The 17600-nt window shown below is 61.6% G+C and carries 13 protein-coding genes; 7 read left to right on the top strand and 6 right to left on the bottom strand.

All coding sequences use genetic code 11. From position 1 onward, the window contains the following. Positions 1–11: 11 nt before the first annotated feature. On the bottom strand, positions 12–2372 hold the full coding sequence (locus ACXX9E_RS06700) for a TonB-dependent receptor (protein ID WP_458555206.1): 2361 nt from the start codon (positions 2370–2372) through the stop codon (positions 12–14). A gap of 165 nt (positions 2373–2537) precedes the next feature. Here ACXX9E_RS06700 and ACXX9E_RS06695 point away from each other — a divergent pair, with 165 nt between their 5' ends. After that, complete coding sequence (locus ACXX9E_RS06695; protein ID WP_458555205.1) at positions 2538–3482, top strand: LysR family transcriptional regulator; 945 nt, start codon at positions 2538–2540, stop codon at positions 3480–3482. Positions 3483–3695: 213 nt separating this feature from the next. Continuing rightward, a complete protein-coding gene (locus ACXX9E_RS06690; RefSeq protein ID WP_458555204.1) occupies positions 3696–5312 on the top strand; it encodes an alkaline phosphatase family protein in 1617 nt (538 codons plus the stop codon). Positions 5313–5494: 182 nt separating this feature from the next. Here ACXX9E_RS06690 and ACXX9E_RS06685 read toward each other — a convergent pair whose 3' ends face one another. Beyond that, a complete protein-coding gene (locus tag ACXX9E_RS06685) occupies positions 5495–6403 on the bottom strand; it encodes a TauD/TfdA dioxygenase family protein (RefSeq protein WP_458555203.1) in 909 nt (302 codons plus the stop codon). Between the two features lie 181 nt (positions 6404–6584). Here ACXX9E_RS06685 and ACXX9E_RS06680 point away from each other — a divergent pair, with 181 nt between their 5' ends. Beyond that, on the top strand, positions 6585–7505 hold the full coding sequence (locus ACXX9E_RS06680; protein WP_123470473.1) for a LysR family transcriptional regulator: 921 nt from the start codon (positions 6585–6587) through the stop codon (positions 7503–7505). 39 nt (positions 7506–7544) lie between these two features. Here ACXX9E_RS06680 and ACXX9E_RS06675 read toward each other — a convergent pair whose 3' ends face one another. Continuing rightward, positions 7545–8558 carry an ABC transporter substrate-binding protein gene (locus ACXX9E_RS06675; protein ID WP_186748064.1) on the bottom strand — a complete coding sequence of 338 codons (1014 nt, stop codon included), beginning with the start codon at positions 8556–8558 and terminating at the stop codon, positions 7545–7547. Between the two features lie 302 nt (positions 8559–8860). Between ACXX9E_RS06675 and ACXX9E_RS06670 the strand changes: the two genes are divergently transcribed. Genes ACXX9E_RS06670 through ACXX9E_RS06660 form a run of 3 tightly spaced genes read left to right on the top strand, consistent with a single transcriptional unit; the run spans position 8861 to position 12895 of the window. After that, a complete protein-coding gene (locus ACXX9E_RS06670) occupies positions 8861–10459 on the top strand; it encodes an ABC transporter permease (RefSeq protein WP_458555202.1) in 1599 nt (532 codons plus the stop codon). Then, positions 10456–11271: an ABC transporter ATP-binding protein gene (locus ACXX9E_RS06665; protein WP_458555201.1), complete on the top strand. Its 816-nt coding sequence runs from the start codon at positions 10456–10458 to the stop codon at positions 11269–11271. The genes ACXX9E_RS06670 and ACXX9E_RS06665 overlap by 4 nt, the downstream gene beginning before the upstream one ends. A gap of 13 nt (positions 11272–11284) precedes the next feature. Beyond that, entirely contained in the window at positions 11285–12895 is a 1611-nt protein-coding gene (locus tag ACXX9E_RS06660; RefSeq protein WP_458555200.1) for an arylsulfatase, read from the top strand. 213 nt (positions 12896–13108) lie between these two features. Here ACXX9E_RS06660 and ACXX9E_RS06655 read toward each other — a convergent pair whose 3' ends face one another. Further along, positions 13109–14179 (bottom strand): fatty acid desaturase, encoded by a 1071-nt coding sequence (locus ACXX9E_RS06655; protein ID WP_340134523.1) that lies wholly within the window; start codon positions 14177–14179, stop codon positions 13109–13111. A 100-nt stretch (positions 14180–14279) separates the two neighbouring features. Between ACXX9E_RS06655 and ACXX9E_RS06650 the strand changes: the two genes are divergently transcribed. Beyond that, positions 14280–15284: an AraC family transcriptional regulator gene (locus tag ACXX9E_RS06650; RefSeq protein WP_123470460.1), complete on the top strand. Its 1005-nt coding sequence runs from the start codon at positions 14280–14282 to the stop codon at positions 15282–15284. A gap of 124 nt (positions 15285–15408) precedes the next feature. Here ACXX9E_RS06650 and ACXX9E_RS06645 read toward each other — a convergent pair whose 3' ends face one another. Further along, a complete protein-coding gene (locus tag ACXX9E_RS06645) occupies positions 15409–16794 on the bottom strand; it encodes a heavy metal sensor histidine kinase (RefSeq protein WP_458555199.1) in 1386 nt (461 codons plus the stop codon). After that, complete coding sequence (locus tag ACXX9E_RS06640) at positions 16784–17464, bottom strand: heavy metal response regulator transcription factor (RefSeq protein ID WP_123470456.1); 681 nt, start codon at positions 17462–17464, stop codon at positions 16784–16786. Before ACXX9E_RS06640 ends, ACXX9E_RS06645 begins: the two co-directional genes overlap by 11 nt. Positions 17465–17600: the final 136 nt, after the last annotated feature.

The following is a 17600-nucleotide window of genomic DNA, read 5'->3' as shown; positions in this document are numbered from 1 at the left end:
TGAATGACGGATCAGAAGTCGTAGCGACCGGTAACCCCAAGGGTGCGCGGTGTGCCGAGCAAGCCTTCATAGCCGCCGTTGCCGCCGGTCCACAGGGTTGTGTAATAGGTCTTGTCGAAGGCGTTTTTCAGCCACAGCGAAACGTCCCACTGGCCCTGGTTGAAGTCGCCGCGCAGACCGGTGGAAAAGTTGACCACCGCGTAGCTCGGGATCTGCCCGTAGTCGGAATCCTCGACCGTGCCCACTGCTTTGGAGCGGAACGCGTAGCTGGCAGTGACGTAGGGTTCGAAACCGTTAGCCAGGTTCCACTTATATTCGCCGTTGGCGTTGCCGATCCATTTCGACGCGCCGACCACTTGATGCCCGGTAAGGTCGCAGGAGGCCGGAGCGCCCGGTGCGAGACTGACTTCCGGCGGGCACGGCGCATCTTTGTAGGAGAGATAGCTGACGTCGTTGTACGAGCCGTTGATGTTCAGGGTCAGGCCGCGCAGCGGGATCACGGTGCTTTCGAATTCGACGCCGCGCGACCGGACCGAGCCGGCGTTGGTCAGGTATTGCACGCGGTTGTCGGCGTCATAGGCGTTGGTCTGGTAAGCGTTGACCTGGGTCCAGAATAGGTTGGCGTTGAGCTGCAAACGGTGATCCCACAGTGTGCTCTTGAAACCGAGTTCGGCGTTGTTCGCGCGTTCGGTGCCAATCAGCAACGACTCGGCCCCGGCCGTTGGCGCCGAGCCCACCGCCAGGTTGACCCCGCCGGATTTCTCGCCGTGGGAGAGCGTGGCATAGCCCAGCACGTCGTCGGTGATGCGGTAACTGAGGTTGAGCAGACCGGACGGGCTGGAGCTGTACTGGTTTAAATCGCCGGAATCGTAGGCCCCGGCTCGCCCGCGACGCGCCGTGGCCGCCGCGCCGGTCACAGCGGCCCCACCGAGCGGTGCATCACGGGTGACCCAGGCGGATTTCTCTTCGTAAGTGCCGCGTACCCCGGCGGTGAAATCCAGGCGCTCGGTCAGATGCCAGGTGCCTTGGGCAAACAGCGCAAAACTGTCGGTCTTGATATGGCCGTTGCCGATGCTGGTGACATTGGCCAGCGCCCCGCGCGGCGTGCCATTCCAGATGTCGGCCTGGGGGCCGTAATAGGCGAAGGATTTGTTGTCCAGGTCCGAGCCAAAGTAATAAGCACCGACTACGTAATCGAAGAACTCGCCCTTGGGCGAGGCCAGACGAAATTCCTGCGAATACTGTTTGTCTTCCACCGAAACCCCGGCGTTGTAACTCGCCGGCACGTTGAGGCCATCGTCGTTACGCGGGGTGAAATTCCAGAAGCGATAGGCGCTGATCGAGGTCAGCGTGAAGTCGCTCGGCAAGGTCCAGTTGGCTTCAACCGAGGTGCCGCCCTGATGCACGGTGACGTGCTGATCGTTGTCCAGATTCACCTTGCGGTGCGCACCGTTGACCAGCGTCGCGCCCGCCGCGTTGGCCCGCGCCTGATAGAGATTGACGCCGTTGATGGTCGGCCCGGTGTTGTACAACACGCGGGTGCCGGCGCTGGAATCCTCTTCGTTGTAGTCACCGATCCAGCGCAGGCTGAAATCGTCATTGGGCTTGAACAGCAACTGTGCACGGAAGCCGTCGCGCGAGCCGCCATTCAGATCATGGCCGTCGTATTCGTTCTTGATATCGCCGTCGCTGCGCGTGCGGTAGGCCGAAAAGCGTCCGGCCAGTTGATCGTTGAGCGGCCCGGAAATCGTGCCCTTGGTCTGGAAATAACCGTCCTCGCCCACCGAGGTTTCGATGCTGCGCTCCGGCGTGAACGTCGGGGCGCGGGTGCTGATATTGATCACCCCGGCGGTGGTGTTTTTGCCGAACAGCGTGCCCTGCGGTCCGCGCAGGACTTCCAGCTGTTCGATGTCCATCAAATCGAACACCGCCATCCCCGGACGCCCCAGATAAACGTTGTCGATGTACAGCCCGACGCTGCCTTCCAGGCCATCACTGGCCGGGTTGTTGCCCAGGCCCCGAATCGACACGCTGGACTGGCGTGCGTGCATGTAGGCGACGTTGACGCTGGGCACCAGTTGCTGCAAATCCTGAATCCGGTAGACCCGCTGTTTCTCCAGATTCTGGCCGCTGACCACGCTCATCGGCGTCGGCACATCCTGCGAGCTTTCTTCGCGGCGGCGAGTAGTGACGGTCACGGTTTCCAGCTGCGAACTGTTGACGACCGGCTTGTCGGCCGGAGCCGGCGACGGGGTTTGCGTCTCGGCGGCGTAACCATGAGTCCAGCTCGCACTCCCTGCCAGCAGCAGGGCCAGAGGCAGGCGTTTGAGCCGTCGTGGTGTTAAGGGTGACGCAAGGTTCAACGGACTCATGGCGCGGCTCCTGGTCAAAAAACACACAGACATCTTCAGCGCTGCATATTCTTTTAAGTTATTTATTTATGTATTTACAAATATTTACTGCATAAGAGATTGCCTTTATAAGGAGTCGACCTAATGCATATCCAATGCATTTCCCGGATATTTTTTATGTGAAAAATGCATATCGACTTGCGCCAGCTCCGCCACTTCATCGCCCTCGCCGAACAACGCAGCTTCGTCGCTGGCGCGCAGGCGGTGAACCTGTCGCAGTCGGCGTTCAGCCGCAGCATTCAGGCGCTGGAACACAGCGTTGGCTGCCTGTTGGTTGATCGCGGGCGCAAGGATCTGCCACCAACCAAACAGGGCCAGGTGCTGCTCGAACATGCGCGACGACTGGTCAGCGGCGCGCAGCAGATGGCCAACGAGATCAGTCAGTTCAATGGGCTGGAGGCGGGGGAATTGCGCTTCGGTTGCGGGCCGGCGCCGGCAGCCGGATTGATCCCGCGCGCGATCGGCGCATTCATCGGGCGCTACCCGAAGGCACGGGTGCAGTTTCAGGTCGATGACTGGCAGAGCCTGAGCAAACGCCTGCTCAGCGAGGAGTTCGAATTCTTCGTCGCCGACACCCGGCACTTCGAGGCCGACCCGGATTACCTCACCTACCGATTGCGTCCGCGCAAATGGCATTTCTGTTGTCGTGCGGGGCATCCGCTGGCCGCTTTGGAACGGGTCACGGCCGAGCAACTGATGAGTTATCCACTGGCAGTGAGCATCCGCCCGCCAAACCTGCGCAAGGTCATCGTCGACCTCAGCGGTCGCCCGGATTTCACGCCGAATGTGGAGTGTGAAAACAGTGCGAGTCTGCTGAGTGTGGTGCTGCGTTCGGAGGCGATCGGGATTGTCGGCGCGTACTCTGATGCGCTGCATCAGGCCAAGGGTGAACTGGTGTGTTTGCGCATTGAAGGCTTGGCCGATGATCTTGAAGAGTTGTACACCCGCTACGGGATTGTCAGCCGCGCGGGGTATCGGTTGTCGCCGCTGGCGGAGGCGATGATTGAGCAGATCAAGGCGGTTGATGCGGTGGATGAGGAGGTGTGTTCGCTGGATCGACTCGCTGTCTGATCCACCGCTATCGCTGGCAAGCCAGCTCCCACACGTTCCGGGTGTTCACATCATTTGTATCTGGCGCAAATCCTGTGGGAGCTGGCTTGCCAGCGATAGCGTCGCCACTCGCACTGATGCATTCCCTGCATAAAACCCATTCCCCAAATGCACTTGCCGAACACCCCCACCGAAAGCGACAACCCTTGCCTGTCTCTCTGACCGGTGAACCCCATGTCCAACCCGCCAAACCCCGTGCGCAACGTGCTGTACATCATGTGCGATCAACTGCGCCGCGATTACCTGTCCTGCTACGGCCACCCGCATCTGCACACGCCGAACATTGATCGACTGGCCGCCGCCGGCGTGCGTTTCGGCCGCGCCTACACCCAAGGCACGATCTGCGGGCCGTCGAGAATGTCGGCCTACACCGGGCGTTACGTCAGCAGTCATCAAGTGGCGTGGAACGCGGTGCCGCTGCCGCTGGAGGAACTGACCATCGGCGACTACCTGCGCCCCCACGGCATCCGTACCGCGCTGGTCGGCAAGACCCACGCCACGGCCAATGTCGATGCCTTGCAGCGTCTGGCGATCAACCCCGACAGTGCGCAGGCCGAGGCGCTCAACGAGGTCGGCTTCGAACCGTACTTTCGCCACGACGGGATCTTCCCCGAAGACCCGCTGTTCGACGACAAACGCGAATCCGCGCCTTACACCCATTACCTGCGCGAGCAGGGTTTCGACGGGCGCAACCCCTGGCACGACTGGGCCAATGCCGCCGAAGGCGAGCACGGCGAAATCCTCAGCGGCTGGAAAATGCGTCATGCGAATTTGCCAGCACGAATTCCCGAGCAACACTCAGAGACTGTCTACACTACAAATCGAGCGATCGACTTCATCACCGAACAAGGTGAGAAATCGTGGTGTTTACACCTCTCCTACATCAAACCGCACTGGCCCTATATCGTACCGGCGCCATACCACGCCTTGTACAGTACGAAATCGGTTCTCGACGCGGTCCGCGCGACGCCCTCCGAAGCCAGCAAACACCCCGTATACACGGCGTTCCGCCAGCATGAGGAAAGCCTCAACTTCTCTCGCGATTCAGTACGATTGAATGTAATCCCCACTTACATGGGCCTGATCAAGCAAGTGGATGATCAGCTCGGGCGGCTGTTTGATTTCCTGCAGAGCAATGGACGTTGGGATGACACCTTGATCGTGTTCACCAGCGATCACGGCGACTTTCTCGGCGATCACTGGTTGGGCGAGAAGGAGTTTTTGCTGGAACAAGCGGTGGGCGTGCCACTGATCGTGCGCGACCCGCGCGCGGCGGCAGATGCCACGCGGGGAACGGTGGAGGAGCGACTGGCGGAAACCATCGACGCATTGCCGACGTTTTTGCAGGCACTGGGCTTGCCGGGGGCCGAGCATCGGCTCGAAGGACGCTCGCTGATCCCGTTGTTGCACGGTGAAAATCCTGAGTGGCGCCGCTATGCCATCAGCGAATACGACTACGCCTTCCAGGCGCCGGCGCGCGAGCGTCTCGGCCAGCCGATCGACCGCTGCCGCATGACCATGGTGCGCAGCGAGCGCTGGAAATACCTGGCGTACGACGGCTTCCGGCCACAGTTGTTTGATCTGCTGAACGATCCGCAGGAGCTGCGTGATTTGGGTGAAGATCCGGCATTCGCGGCGGTGCGCGAGGAGCATGCGGGGTATTTGTTTGAGTGGGTGCGCGGGTTGAAGCGGCGGACCACGATCAGTCATCAGGAGATTGATTGGCGCGGGCAGCGGTTTCGCTATGGCGAGCCGGAGACAGAGAAGGTTGTTCAGATTGGGGTTTGGTAGTTTTAAGAGCCCCTCACCCTAACCCTCTCCCAGAGGGAGAGGGGACTGACCGAGTTGTTTTTTAGCTCTACGCCGACCTGAAATATCAAGGTTGAACTCAGGCTCGAAAAGCCCCCAATCGGCGCCCTCTCCTTCTGGGAGAGGGCTGGGCGGGCGGCGTTCCGATGAGGGTTTTTTGATCTTCAATCACGACCCTTGATGGTCTGGCTACGCTGCCCAGAAGCCCCAACCGGCACCTCACCTTTCAACGTCACCCGCCGCACCACCCGATCCTGAGTCCCGTAATCATCAATCGCATAATGCTGCGTCGAGCGGTTATCCCAGATCGCCACATCGCCGGCTTTCCAGCGCCAGCGCACGGTGTTTTCCTGACGGATCACATGGCTCTGCAACAGGCCGAACAGATGCGCCGAATCCGCCTGCGAATAACCCTTGATGCGCTTGACGAAATGCCCCAGCAGCAAGCTCTTCTCGCCGCTGATCGGGTGCACACGCACCACCGGGTGCTCGGTCTCGTAGACCGTCGAGGTGAAAACCTTGCGATAGCGCTCGAGCTTCTCCGCCGAGACGTCAGGCTTGGCCCCGGCGTAGTCGTATTCGTTGCTGTGCACGGCGACCAGTTTGTCCGCCAGCTCGCGCAGCTCGGTGGGCAGTTCGTTGTACGCGGTCGCGGTGTTGGCCCACAGGGTGTCGCCACCGAAGGCCGGGGCCACCACCGAACGCAGGATCGAGGCTTTCGGGTAGGCGTCGACGAAGGTCACGTCGGTGTGCCAGGAGTTGGCGCGCTGACCCTCGGCACCGTCCAGTTCCAGCAGGTAACGCGTGCCCTCACGCACCGGCACGGTCGGGTGCGCCACGGGTTCGCCGAGCAGATGGGCGAAGGCTTCCTGGCGCTGATCGTCGAGTTGGGTCTGCTCGCGGAAGAACACGACCTTGTACTGGATCAGCGCCTGCTGAATGGCTTCGATCGTGGCAGCGTCCAGTTCACCGGACAGGTGCACGCCGCGAATTTCGGCGCCGATACGACCGGCCACCGGATGGATTTCCAGCGAGTGGACAGCGGGTTTTACAGCGAGTGCGGCATTGCTCATGGGTAGACCCTCATCGACTGCTTGCGGTTGGGCGGCAGCGAAACATCGCTCTATCTATATTCCATTTACATCTAATAGATATTCACATGCTTCGTTGACGGAATAAGAGCTTGCATTTAAAACCTCAAGCAACCCTCGTCGCAAATGCCTTCGAGCTATTTTTAGGATGCCGGAAAAGCATATGGATCTTCGCCAGTTGCGCTACTTCATCGCCCTCAACGAACACCGCAGTTTTGTCCGTGCGGCGGATGCGATGGGCATCACCCAACCAGCGTTCAGCCGCAGCATTCAAGGGCTGGAGCAGGAGTTCGGCTGCGTGCTGGTGGATCGCGGCAACAAGGATCTGCGCCCCACGCCCGAGGGTCAGGTGGTGCTGCAACACGCCCTGAGCCTGGTGCAAGGTGCGGCGCTGCTCAGCGCCGAAGTGACGCAGATGACCAAGCTTGATGCCGGTGAAGTGCACTTCGGTTGCGGCCCGGCGCCGGCGGTGAAACTGGTGCCGGATGCGGTGGCGCAATTCATCAACGCGCACCCGAAAGTGCGCACCTGTTTTCAGGTGGACAACTGGGAAAAACTCAGCCGTGCGCTGAGCCGCGAGGAGATCGAATTCTTTATCGCCGACATCCGTCATTTCGAAGCCGATCCGAACTTCCAGACCCAGGCCCTGACGCCCAAGCGCGGGGTGTTTTTCTGCCGGCCGGGGCACCCGTTGCTGGCCAAGGAAAGCCTGTCGACCAACGACATGTTCGACTACCCGCTGGCGACCACACTGATCCCGCCGGGGATCCGCAAACTGCTGGCGAACCTCAGCGGCCGGATCGATTTTTCCCCGACTATCGAGACCGAGCATTTTCCGGCACTGGTGAAAGTGGTGCTGCAATCGAATGCGATTGGCGTAGGCACGGAAGAGGCGTTCGTCGAGGACATCGCCAAGGGTTCGCTGGTGTTATTGCAGTGGCGCAATCTGCCGCAAAACCTGGAGAGCATGAATGCGCGCTGCGGGATTGTCAGTCGCACCGGGTTCCGGTTGTCGCCGGCAGCAAGAGCGATGATCGAGACGCTGGTGGCGGTGGATAAACAGCAGATCAGCGTCGCGGTTTGAGGGTCATTCCCACGCGCTGCGCGGGAATGACCGCATGACTCAGAGCTTCGCGGCCGCCAGCTCAGGCGCCACCCACTCGTTCACCTTGAACGGCTTGCGAATCAGCTTCTGCTGCGCCGCCAGATCCACCTTGCCCTGCAGGTTTTCGAGGAACAGCGGATCCAGTGTCGACGGGAACACTTCGCTCAGATTCTGATCCTTCAGATCCTGGGTCAGGATCACCGGCGGATAGCTCGCGAGCCCCGAAACCAGTTGCACGTAAGCGTCCTTGTTGCTGTCCTGAGTCAGCCACTCCACTGCCTGCTGCTGCGCCTTGAGCAGCTTCGCCACGGCTTCCGGATGTCCGTCGACAAACTTGCCGGTGCCCACCAGCACCGACTGCACACTGCCGGCGCCACCGAGGTCCTTGGTGTTCAATGGCAGCTCAGCCAGGCCTTTAGCCTGCAATGCGGTCAGTCCGGAGCTGCCCCACGACGCATCGATCTGCTTCGCCGCCAGCGCCGCAACCGCTGCGTTGAAATCGAGGTTGATCACCTTCACGTCCTTCTCGCTCAGGCCCACGCTGGCCAGCGCCGCATCGAACGACAACTGGGTCGCAGTGCCCCGGAAGATCGCCACGCGCTTGCCTTTGAGATCCTGCAGCGTCTTGATCCCCGAACCCGGCACCACGCCCAGGTATTGCTTCACACCCCGGGCGCTGGCGCTGAGCAGGCGCGTATCCAGTCCGTTGGATTTGCCGATGATGGCCGCCAGGTCTCCGAGATAGGCCAGGTCCACTTGGCCATTGGCGAACGCCTCGTTGATCACAGGTCCGGCGCCCTTGAAGAAGCTCCACTGAATCTTGATGCCCTGATCGGCGAAGGCCTTTTCGAAGATCTGCTGATCGCGCAGCACGTCCACGATGCCCCCGCCGCTGTGCTGGGTGCCGGCGCTCAGATCAGGCACGGCAATCCTGATTTCCTTGAGCTCGTCGGCCTGGGCAGCGAACGCCAGCAGACCCGCCAGTGCCGGCGCGGCAAACAGACTGATGACACGTTTGAAGGGAAGGTTCATGGGTGCGGCTCCTGATCACGACGGCATTGAGGAGCCGAAAGTAGGCGCAATCCGCATCAGCGCTTAAATACTTAAAAAGCACATTTTTATTACTTTTCACGCTAAGCCAGCAAAGTCGGGACATGCAGGGCGGTATGCATGGAGAGCATCGAAAATATTCTTCGAATGCATTGGATGCGTGCAGGGCTGGAGGCCTTAAATGGCGCTGATTATATCCAAAATGATTATTTTCTAACTCGCTTATAACTATTGGTTTTTAGCTAATTCCGCTGACTCGATCCAACCCGACAACGGAGGTCACCATGGCCCGTGAATCCCTGCTCAGCCTGCCACTGGCCGCACCGCCGTTGAAAAGCCGGCGTACCTGGCCAAGCCTGAGCCACCGCGTTTTACCCTGGATATTACCGCTCGGACTGTTCGCCCTGTGGTGGCTGGCGGCGCGCAATCAATGGATGAGCGAACAGATTCTGCCGGCGCCATCGCTGGTGTGGAACAGCGCGATTGAGTTGTCCCAGGGCGAGTTATGGAGCCATTTGTGGATCAGTCTGCAACGGTTGTTCTGGGGCCTGCTGGCGGGCGTTACCGCCGGCGCGGTACTCGGTGCGGCGCTAGGTTTCAGCCGTCGTCTCGAACGCCTGATCTTCCCGACATTCGCCGGCCTGGCACAGGTGCCGACACTGGCGTGGATTCCGCTGTTCATGGTGTTTTTCGGCATCGGCGAAATGCTGAAACTGGTGGTGCTGATCAAGGCCATCGTGGTCCCCGTGACCCTGCACACACTGGTGGGCGTGCGTGATGCGCAACCGAAACTGCGCGAAGCCGCCGCCGTCTTGCGCCTGCCGCCGTACCTGCTGATCCGGCGCCTGGTGCTGCCCGCTGCACTGCCGGCGTTCATGGCCGGTGTGCGCCTGGCCCTGGCCGCTGGCTGGACTTCCTTGCTGGCAGTGGAGTTGCTGGCCTCCAGCGAAGGCATCGGCTATCTGATGGTCTGGGCGCGGCAACTGTTCATGCTCGACATCGTGTTCGTGTGCATTGTGGTCATCGGGGTGCTCGGGGTAGCAATGGATCGCGGTATCGGCTGGCTCGACCGCAAACTGGTGCACTGGCCGCACCCGGCTACCGCCGAAATCCGCCGCGGCCCGCGCTATGAAGGCTGGCAGCGGCTGCAACCGTGGCTGTTGCCGCTGGGCCTGATCGGCTTGTGGCAAGTGGCGAGCGATCAGCAATGGGTCGATGCGAACATTCTGGTCAGCCCGCTGGCGGTACTGGAAACGACCAGAAACGGTCTGTTCGACGGCACGCTGATCAGCGGCATGGCCTTGAGTCTCGGCCGCACCGTGGGCGGTTTGTTGTTGGGTGGCGGACTGGGTTTCGCCCTCGGCCTGCTGTTGGGCCTGTCGCACACCAGCGAACGGCTGCTCGGCCCAACCCTCGCCGCCATTCGCCAGATCGCGATTTTCGCCTGGGTGCCGCTGCTAACCGCGTGGTTCGGATTGGGTGAACTGGCGAAGTGGGTGTTCGTCGCCCTCGCCGCGTTTTTCCCACTGTTCATCGCCACCCACCGCAGCGTCGCCAACCTTTCGCCGCAACTCGACGAAGCCGCCCAAGTACTGCGTTTGAGCCTCGGCCAGCGCCTGCGCCGCCTGGTATTGCCGGGGGCAGCACCGGGGATATTCGCCGGGCTCAGGCTGAGCCTGATCTACGCCTGGCTCGGCACCATCGGCGCCGAGTATTTCATGCCGTCGAACGGTGGCATCGGCAGCCAGATGATCGGCGCGCAACAGTTGCTGCGCATGGACCTGATCATGGCCGGGATGCTGCTGGTCGGCCTCACCGGCGCCCTGCTCAACCTCATCGGCCAACGCCTGGAAATTCGCGCCACTCGCTGGAGACACGCATGAACGCACCGATTGTCAGCTTCACCCACGTAGGCAAATCCTTCGACGTCGACGGTTTCGAACTGGAGGCGATTCGTGAATTCAACCTGGACATCGCCGAGGGTGAGTTTGTCGCCATCGTCGGTTCCAGCGGCTGCGGCAAATCCACCTTGCTGCGCTTGCTGGTCGGCCTCGACACGCAATTTCGCGGGCAGATTACGGTGGATGGCAAAGCCGTCAGCGGCATCGGCGGCGAACGCGGCATCGTCTTTCAGGAGCACCGTTTGTTTCCGTGGCTGACGGTGGCCGACAACATCGCACTCGGCTTGGTCAACGAGCCCTTGAGCGCCGTCGAAAAGCAGCAGCGCATCAACGATTTCATCGAGCTGGTCGGCCTGCGCGACTTTACTCGCGCCTATCCGCACCAGCTCTCCGGCGGCATGGCCCAGCGCGTGGCGATTGCTCGCGGGTTGGTTGCCAGCCCACGGATTCTGCTGCTCGACGAGCCTTTCGGCGCCCTCGATGCACTGACTCGCCAACAGATGCAGGACGAGCTGCTGGCGATTCGTGACCGGGCGAAAATCACCACGATTCTGGTCACCCACGACGTCGAGGAAGCAATCTTTCTCGCCGACCGCGTGGTGGTGATGGAACCGCGCCCGGGTCGGATCAAGCAAGTGGTCGACATTGCCCTGCCGCATCCGCGCCAGCGCAGCAGTTTCGACTTCCATCAGTTGCGTGAAGAGCTGCTGCACGAACTGACCAGTGACGATCATTACCAACCGAGCCTGCCGGTGCAGATCCGCGATCTGCCGCTGTCGTTCATTGCCTGCTGAGAGGAGCTTTTCGATGCCGCAACGCCCCAACTTTCTGGTGATCCTGGCCGACGATCTCGGCTTCTCCGACCTCGGCGCCTTCGGTGGTGAAATTGCCACCCCGAACCTCGATGCCCTGGCCAACAACGGCCTGCGTCTGACCGACTTCCACACCGCACCGACCTGCTCGCCAACCCGTTCGATGCTGTTGACCGGCACCGACCACCACATCGCCGGCATCGGCACCATGGCCGAGACCCTGACCCCGGAGCTGATCGGCAAACCGGGTTACGAGGGCTACTTGAATGACCGCGTCGTCGCCCTGCCCGAATTGCTGCGCGAGGCCGGTTACCAGACGTTGATGAGCGGTAAATGGCACCTGGGCCTGAAGGCTGAGCAAGCACCGCAGGCGCGGGGTTTCGAGCGGTCGTTCTCGCTGTTGCCGGGAGCGGCCAACCACTATGGTTTCGAGCCGACTTACGACGAGCACACCCCGGGCCTGCTGAAGTCGACCCCGGCGCTGTACATCGAGGACGACACCTTCCTCGACGAATTGCCCAAGGATTTCTATTCGTCCGATGCCTTCGGCGACAAGCTGCTGCAGTACCTCAAGGAGCGCGATCAGAGCCGGCCGTTCTTCGCTTATCTACCGTTTTCCGCACCGCACTGGCCGTTGCAGGCGCCGGCTGACATCGTCGAAAAATACCGTGGCCGTTACGACGCCGGTCCCGAGGTGCTGCGTCTGGAACGCCTGGAAAAACTCAAGGCACTGGGCCTGATCGAACCCGACGTTGAACCACACCCGCTGATCCAGCTGAGCGCGCAGTGGGATGCACTGAGCGATGAGCAACGACAGATTTCCGCACGGGCGATGGAGGTCTATGCGGCAATGGTCGAGCGCATGGACTGGAACATCGGCCGGGTGGTCGATTACCTGCGCCAGCAGGGGCAACTCGACAATACCTTCATCCTGTTCATGTCCGACAACGGTGCCGAAGGGGCGCTGCTGGAAGCCTTCCCCAAGTTCGGCCCGGAGTTGATGACCTATCTGAACCAGCACTACGACAACAGCCTCGACAATATTGGCCGGGGCAATTCCTACGTCTGGTACGGACCGAACTGGGCGCAGGTGGCGACGGCGCCGTCGCGACTGTTCAAGGCCTTTACCACCGAGGGCGGGATTCGTGTGCCGGCGCTGCTGCACTACCCGCAACTGCCGATCAAAGGGCAGATCAGCCATGGCTTTGGCACGGTGATGGACATCACCCCGACCATTCTCGATCTGGCTGGCGTGCGTCATCCGGGCAAGCAATGGCACGGCAAACCGGTGGCGCCGTTGCGGGGTAAATCGTGGCTGGGCTTTTTGTCCGGCGAGACGGCGCAGGTGCATGACGAACACACCGTCACCGGTTGGGAGTTGTTCGGGCGGCGGGCGATTCGCCAGGGGTCGTGGAAAGCAGTGTGGATCCCCGGTCCGGTGGGGCCGGCCACCTGGCAGTTGTATGATCTGGCCAGTGATCCGGGGGAGATTCATGATCGGGCGTTGAGTCAGCCGGACAAGCTCAGCGCGTTGATCGGGCATTGGCAGCAGTATGTGGAGGAGACCGGAGTGATCTTGAGTGCTTCGCCGTTTCAGCCGGATTGAGGGGAAGATCAAAAACCCCTCATCGGAACGCCGCCCGCCCAGCCCTCTCCCAGAGGGAGAGGGCGCTGACCGAGGTGTCTTACGTTAAATATCAACCTGTGAAAATGAGTCGATTATGGATTCACCGAAGCACTTTCACGTCGGCGTAACTCTTCGATATCCCCCAATCGGTCCCCTCTCCCTCTGGGAGAGGGTTAGGGTGAGGGCAGCTTGTCAGGCCTCCACCGCCTCCCCAGACACCGCGATTTCATCCCGACGAACAAACCGGTTCGCCCGCCCGAACGTGCCGAAATCATTGAACCGCACCCCCATCTCGCGCATCACTTTGTGCGCCACCGGCACGGTCATCTGGCGAATGTAGAACGGCTCTTTCACCACAAAATGGTGGATCCCGTGACTGCTGCCGAAGTTGAAGCAGAACGCCTGCAACGGCCACAGCCACCACGGGTTCAACACCTGGCATTGCTGCAGCACATTGCCCGGCTCGACATCACCGTAGTAATGCATGTTCGAACTGATGAAGTGCAGGCAAAACGTGCGCAGCACGTTCGGGCCGATGATCACCACGGCCGCGATGTCGATCACCTGCATCACCGATAGCGTAGTCGCCGACCACTCGATTGGCGCCCCCATGAGATAGGCGACGCCATTCGCCGCGTGGAAGCCGAGAAACACGTACCACGCGCCCCAATGCACCAGCGCCAGTGGCGCGTAGACCTTCAACGAGCGTTTGATGATGCTGATTTTGTGCGCCCGGGTTTTCGCCCGCAGCATACGAATGAACGCCGACATTACGTTGTCGCCGACCATCAGCAGCCGCGCGAAACCCCACGGTTCGCCGTTGGTGATCGCGCGTTCTTCCATGTCGGTTTCGGTGCCGGACACCTTGTGATGGTTGAGGTGCAGATGACGGCGAATCCACGGGTTGATGGTGCTCGGCCGCGCCAGCCACACCAGGCCCATCATCAGGTTGTGCGGCACGCGTTGTTTGCGGAAATACATGCTGTGGATCAGGTCGTGTTCCAGTTCATGGGTCAAGGACGCAAAAAACGCGTTGAGCAGCAGGCACACCCACCACGCCATGTGACCCGTGATGTACAGCGCCGCCGAGCCGATCATCCCCGCCAGAGCAAAGGCCAGAATGCCAGCGCCGAGGGCGTCCTGATGCCGGAGAATCGGGTAGCGCTCACGCAGTTCGACGCCTTTGGCCAGCACCACTTCGCGAATATGCGCTGATCGCTGGGCAGCATTGTGTCGCTGGGGACTTGCAGAAGTACGGTCCATGCTTCCATCCTCTGGTTATTGATGTTCGCATCCTGCCCTGTGCGGTTGCAGAACACGCTAGCCGAGAACGCCAACCTGTTGACCGGAAGCGCCAATCAGCATGAAGGAACCGACCTCCCTCGCCAGTTGGACCCGTGCCTTGCGCAAGCAACTCGATGCGCTGGGCCTGGACAGCATTGCCCTGTGCCAGCAGGCCGGCCTCGATCCGCAGCTGATGGACGACCCGAATGCGCGTTATCCGCTGTCCGGCACCACGCGCCTGTGGGAACTGGCGGTGCAGGCCAGCGGCGATCCGGCGATCGGTCTGCGGGTGTCGCGCTTCGTCAGCCCGACCACCTTTCATGCGCTCGGTTATGCGCTGGTGGCCAGCGGCAGCCTGCGCGAGGTATTCGAGCGCATCGTGCGTTATCACCCGGTGGTCAGCGATGCGCTGGAGCTGGAACTGAGCCGCAGCGACGAGCGTTATCTGTTCCGTCTGAAGATTCCGTCAGGCAATCCGGCGCCGGCCTTCGAAGCCATTGATGCGTTTGCCGCGATTTACGTGCGCACCTGCCGCAATCGCCTGGGCCGCGACTACGCACCGCTTGCGGTGTATCTGCGCCGTCCGGAACCGGTCGACGCGCACCGGTGGCACAAGGTGTTCCGCGCACCGGTGCACTTCTCCTGCGCCGAGGATCGCCTGGAGTTCGCCCTCGCCGACTTCGACAGCCACCTCGACGATGCCAACCCGGAACTGGCCGAACACAACGAAGCGGTACTCGAGCGCACCCTGGCCCAGCTCAAGCCGCTGACCTGGGAGCGCAAGGTGCGCGACGCCATCGAAGAACAATTGCCCGAAGGCGAACCCGGCGCCGAACGCATTGCCCAGGCCTTGCACCTGAGCCTGCGCAGCCTGCAACGGCATCTGGCGGATGAAGGCTGTCGCTTCGACACGCTGCTTAACGAGAGCCGCGAGAATCTCGCGCTGCTGCACCTGCGCGATCCACAGTGTTCGTTGAGTGAAGTGAGTTATCTGTTGGGGTTTGCCGACACCAGCAGTTTCAGCCGGGCGTTCAAGCGCTGGACGGGGATGACGCCGGGGCAGTTTCGTGATCAGTTGCGCTGATTGATCCGAAAGGTGAATCGACTGGCCTCTTCGCGAGCAAGCTCGCTCCCAGTGATCAAGGTGTGACACAGCTTTTTGTACACCCCAAACCCTGTGGGAGCGAGCTTGCTCGCGAAGAGGCCTGTCAGATCAACTCAAAGCCCAACTCAAACACTGTGCCACTCGCATCACTGCTCACCCGCACCCGCCCGCCATGCAACTGCATGATCGACTGCACGATCGCCAGCCCCAGCCCACCCGAATCCCCCGGCTCCGCCCGTGACGGATCGACGCGATAAAAGCGATCGAACAATTTGCCCAGATGCTGCGGCGCAATGGCCGGGCCGTGGTTATGCACCTGCAACCAGCACACGCCCGGCTCATCGCAGCGCCGCAGGCTGATCAGCGTGCCTGTATCGGCGTGGCGCACCGCGTTGGCCAGCAGATTACCGAGGGCGCGCTGCAGCAATTGCTGGTCGGCCAACAGTTCGCCGTGCAGCTGGTTTTCCAGGCGCAACTGACGATCATCGGCCAGGGCTTCAAAGTAATCGCACAGCTCGCCGCCGAGGCTATGCAGATCCAGCGTCTGCAAGTCGAGCGCCCGCTCCGCCTGTTCGGCGCGAGCGAGGAACATCAGATTTTCGGCCATGCGCTTGAGGCGTTCGAATTCTTCCATGTTCGACGCCAGCAACTCCTGATACTCCGCCGTGCTGCGCGGGTGATTCAGCGCTTGCCCGTTGCTCGCCAGCAAGGTGTGCAGTGGCGTGCGGATTTCGTGCGCGAGGTCGGCGGAAAACTGCGACAGCCGCTGCACGCTGTCGTCCAGGCGCGCGAGCATGCCGTTGAGCGCCTGCACCGGTTCGAGCAGCTCGGCCGGCGTACCGCTCGCCGACAACCGTTGATCGAGGCTGCGCAGGTCGATTCCGCGCACCGCTTCGCTCAATTGGCGCAACGGTTGCAGGCCACGGCGCAGCAACACCAGGCCCAACGCGAACGCCAGCAATGCGCCGAGCCCGACCGCCAGATACAGACGCATGCGATAACGGCCGAGCATCTGCTCGCGCTCACTGAGCACCTTGCCGGCGATCACCGTCAGCGGTTCGCCGTTCGGCCCTCGGGCTTCACCGGACAACAGCGCCAGTTCGGCACCGTCCGGTGCCTGCCAGGTCAGCACGTCGCGGCGCTGCGGCGTTTGCTCGCGGGGGATCGCCTTGAGCGGCGGCAATTCGCGCTGCCGAGGGTTGATGCCGATCACGCTCGATCCGTCGGCGCGCCGCACCAGCAACAGGCTGTCGAGGTTACCGAGCATGTTTTGATAGAGCCGCGGCCGCGCCTGCAAGGCGTCGAGGCTGTCGCTGTCCGCGAGCAACGCGCGCACCTGCTCGAGTCGACCGAGCAAGGCCAGGTCATCGCGGTAAGCGATCTCCGACGCCAGCGAGCGGTAGAGAAACACGCCAATCGCACTGAGCACCAACGCGCAGACCACAGCGAACGCCAGCGCCAGCCGCCAGGCGATCGACCTAGCGCGCATCGTCGGGCGCTTCCAGCTGATAGCCGACGCCGCGCACGGTGTGGATCAGTTTCGGCATGTACGGGTCATCAACCTTGGCCCGCAAGCGACGCACCGCGACTTCGACCATGTTGGTGTCGCTGTCGAAATTCAGGTTCCACACCTGTGAGGCGATCAGCGTGCGCGACAGCACCTCGCCCTGACGGCTGGCGAGCAGTTGCAGCAGGGCAAATTCCTTGTTGGTCAGGGCAATACGCTGGCCGCCGCGACTGACCCGGCGGCGCAGCACATCAATTTCGAGGTCGGCGATGCTGTAGGACTCGGCCTCGCGCATCGGCCCGCGTCGCAGCAGCGTGCGCACCCGCGCGAGCAATTCGGCGAACGCGAAGGGCTTGAGCAAGTAATCGTCGGCGCCCAGTTCAAGGCCGCGCACGCGGTCTTCGATGGCATCCTTGGCGGTGAGGAACAACACCGGCGTGGCGCCGCGCTGGCGGATCAGTTGCAGCAGTTGCCAGCCATTGAGGCCCGGCAGCATCACGTCGAGGATGATCAGGTCGTACTCCTGCTGCTCGATGAAGTAGCGCCCGTCGAGGCCATTAAGTGCCACGTCCACAGCAAAACCCGATTCACCCAGGCCTTTGGCCAGGAAATTCGCGGTTTTGGCTTCATCTTCTACGACCAGCAAACGCATGGCACACCTCGATTGATCAGGCATACAGGCTAGGCGCCTTCGGCGCGATTGCCCATTACAAACTTGTAATCCGACTGACGGGGTTCTGACGAAGACCGGCGGCTAAGGTGAGGTCCTTCGCTTTCGGAGCCTGCTC

Source organism: Pseudomonas sp. GNP014, from assembly GCF_054344005.1.
This window is presented reverse-complemented; position numbering and strand designations above follow the sequence as displayed.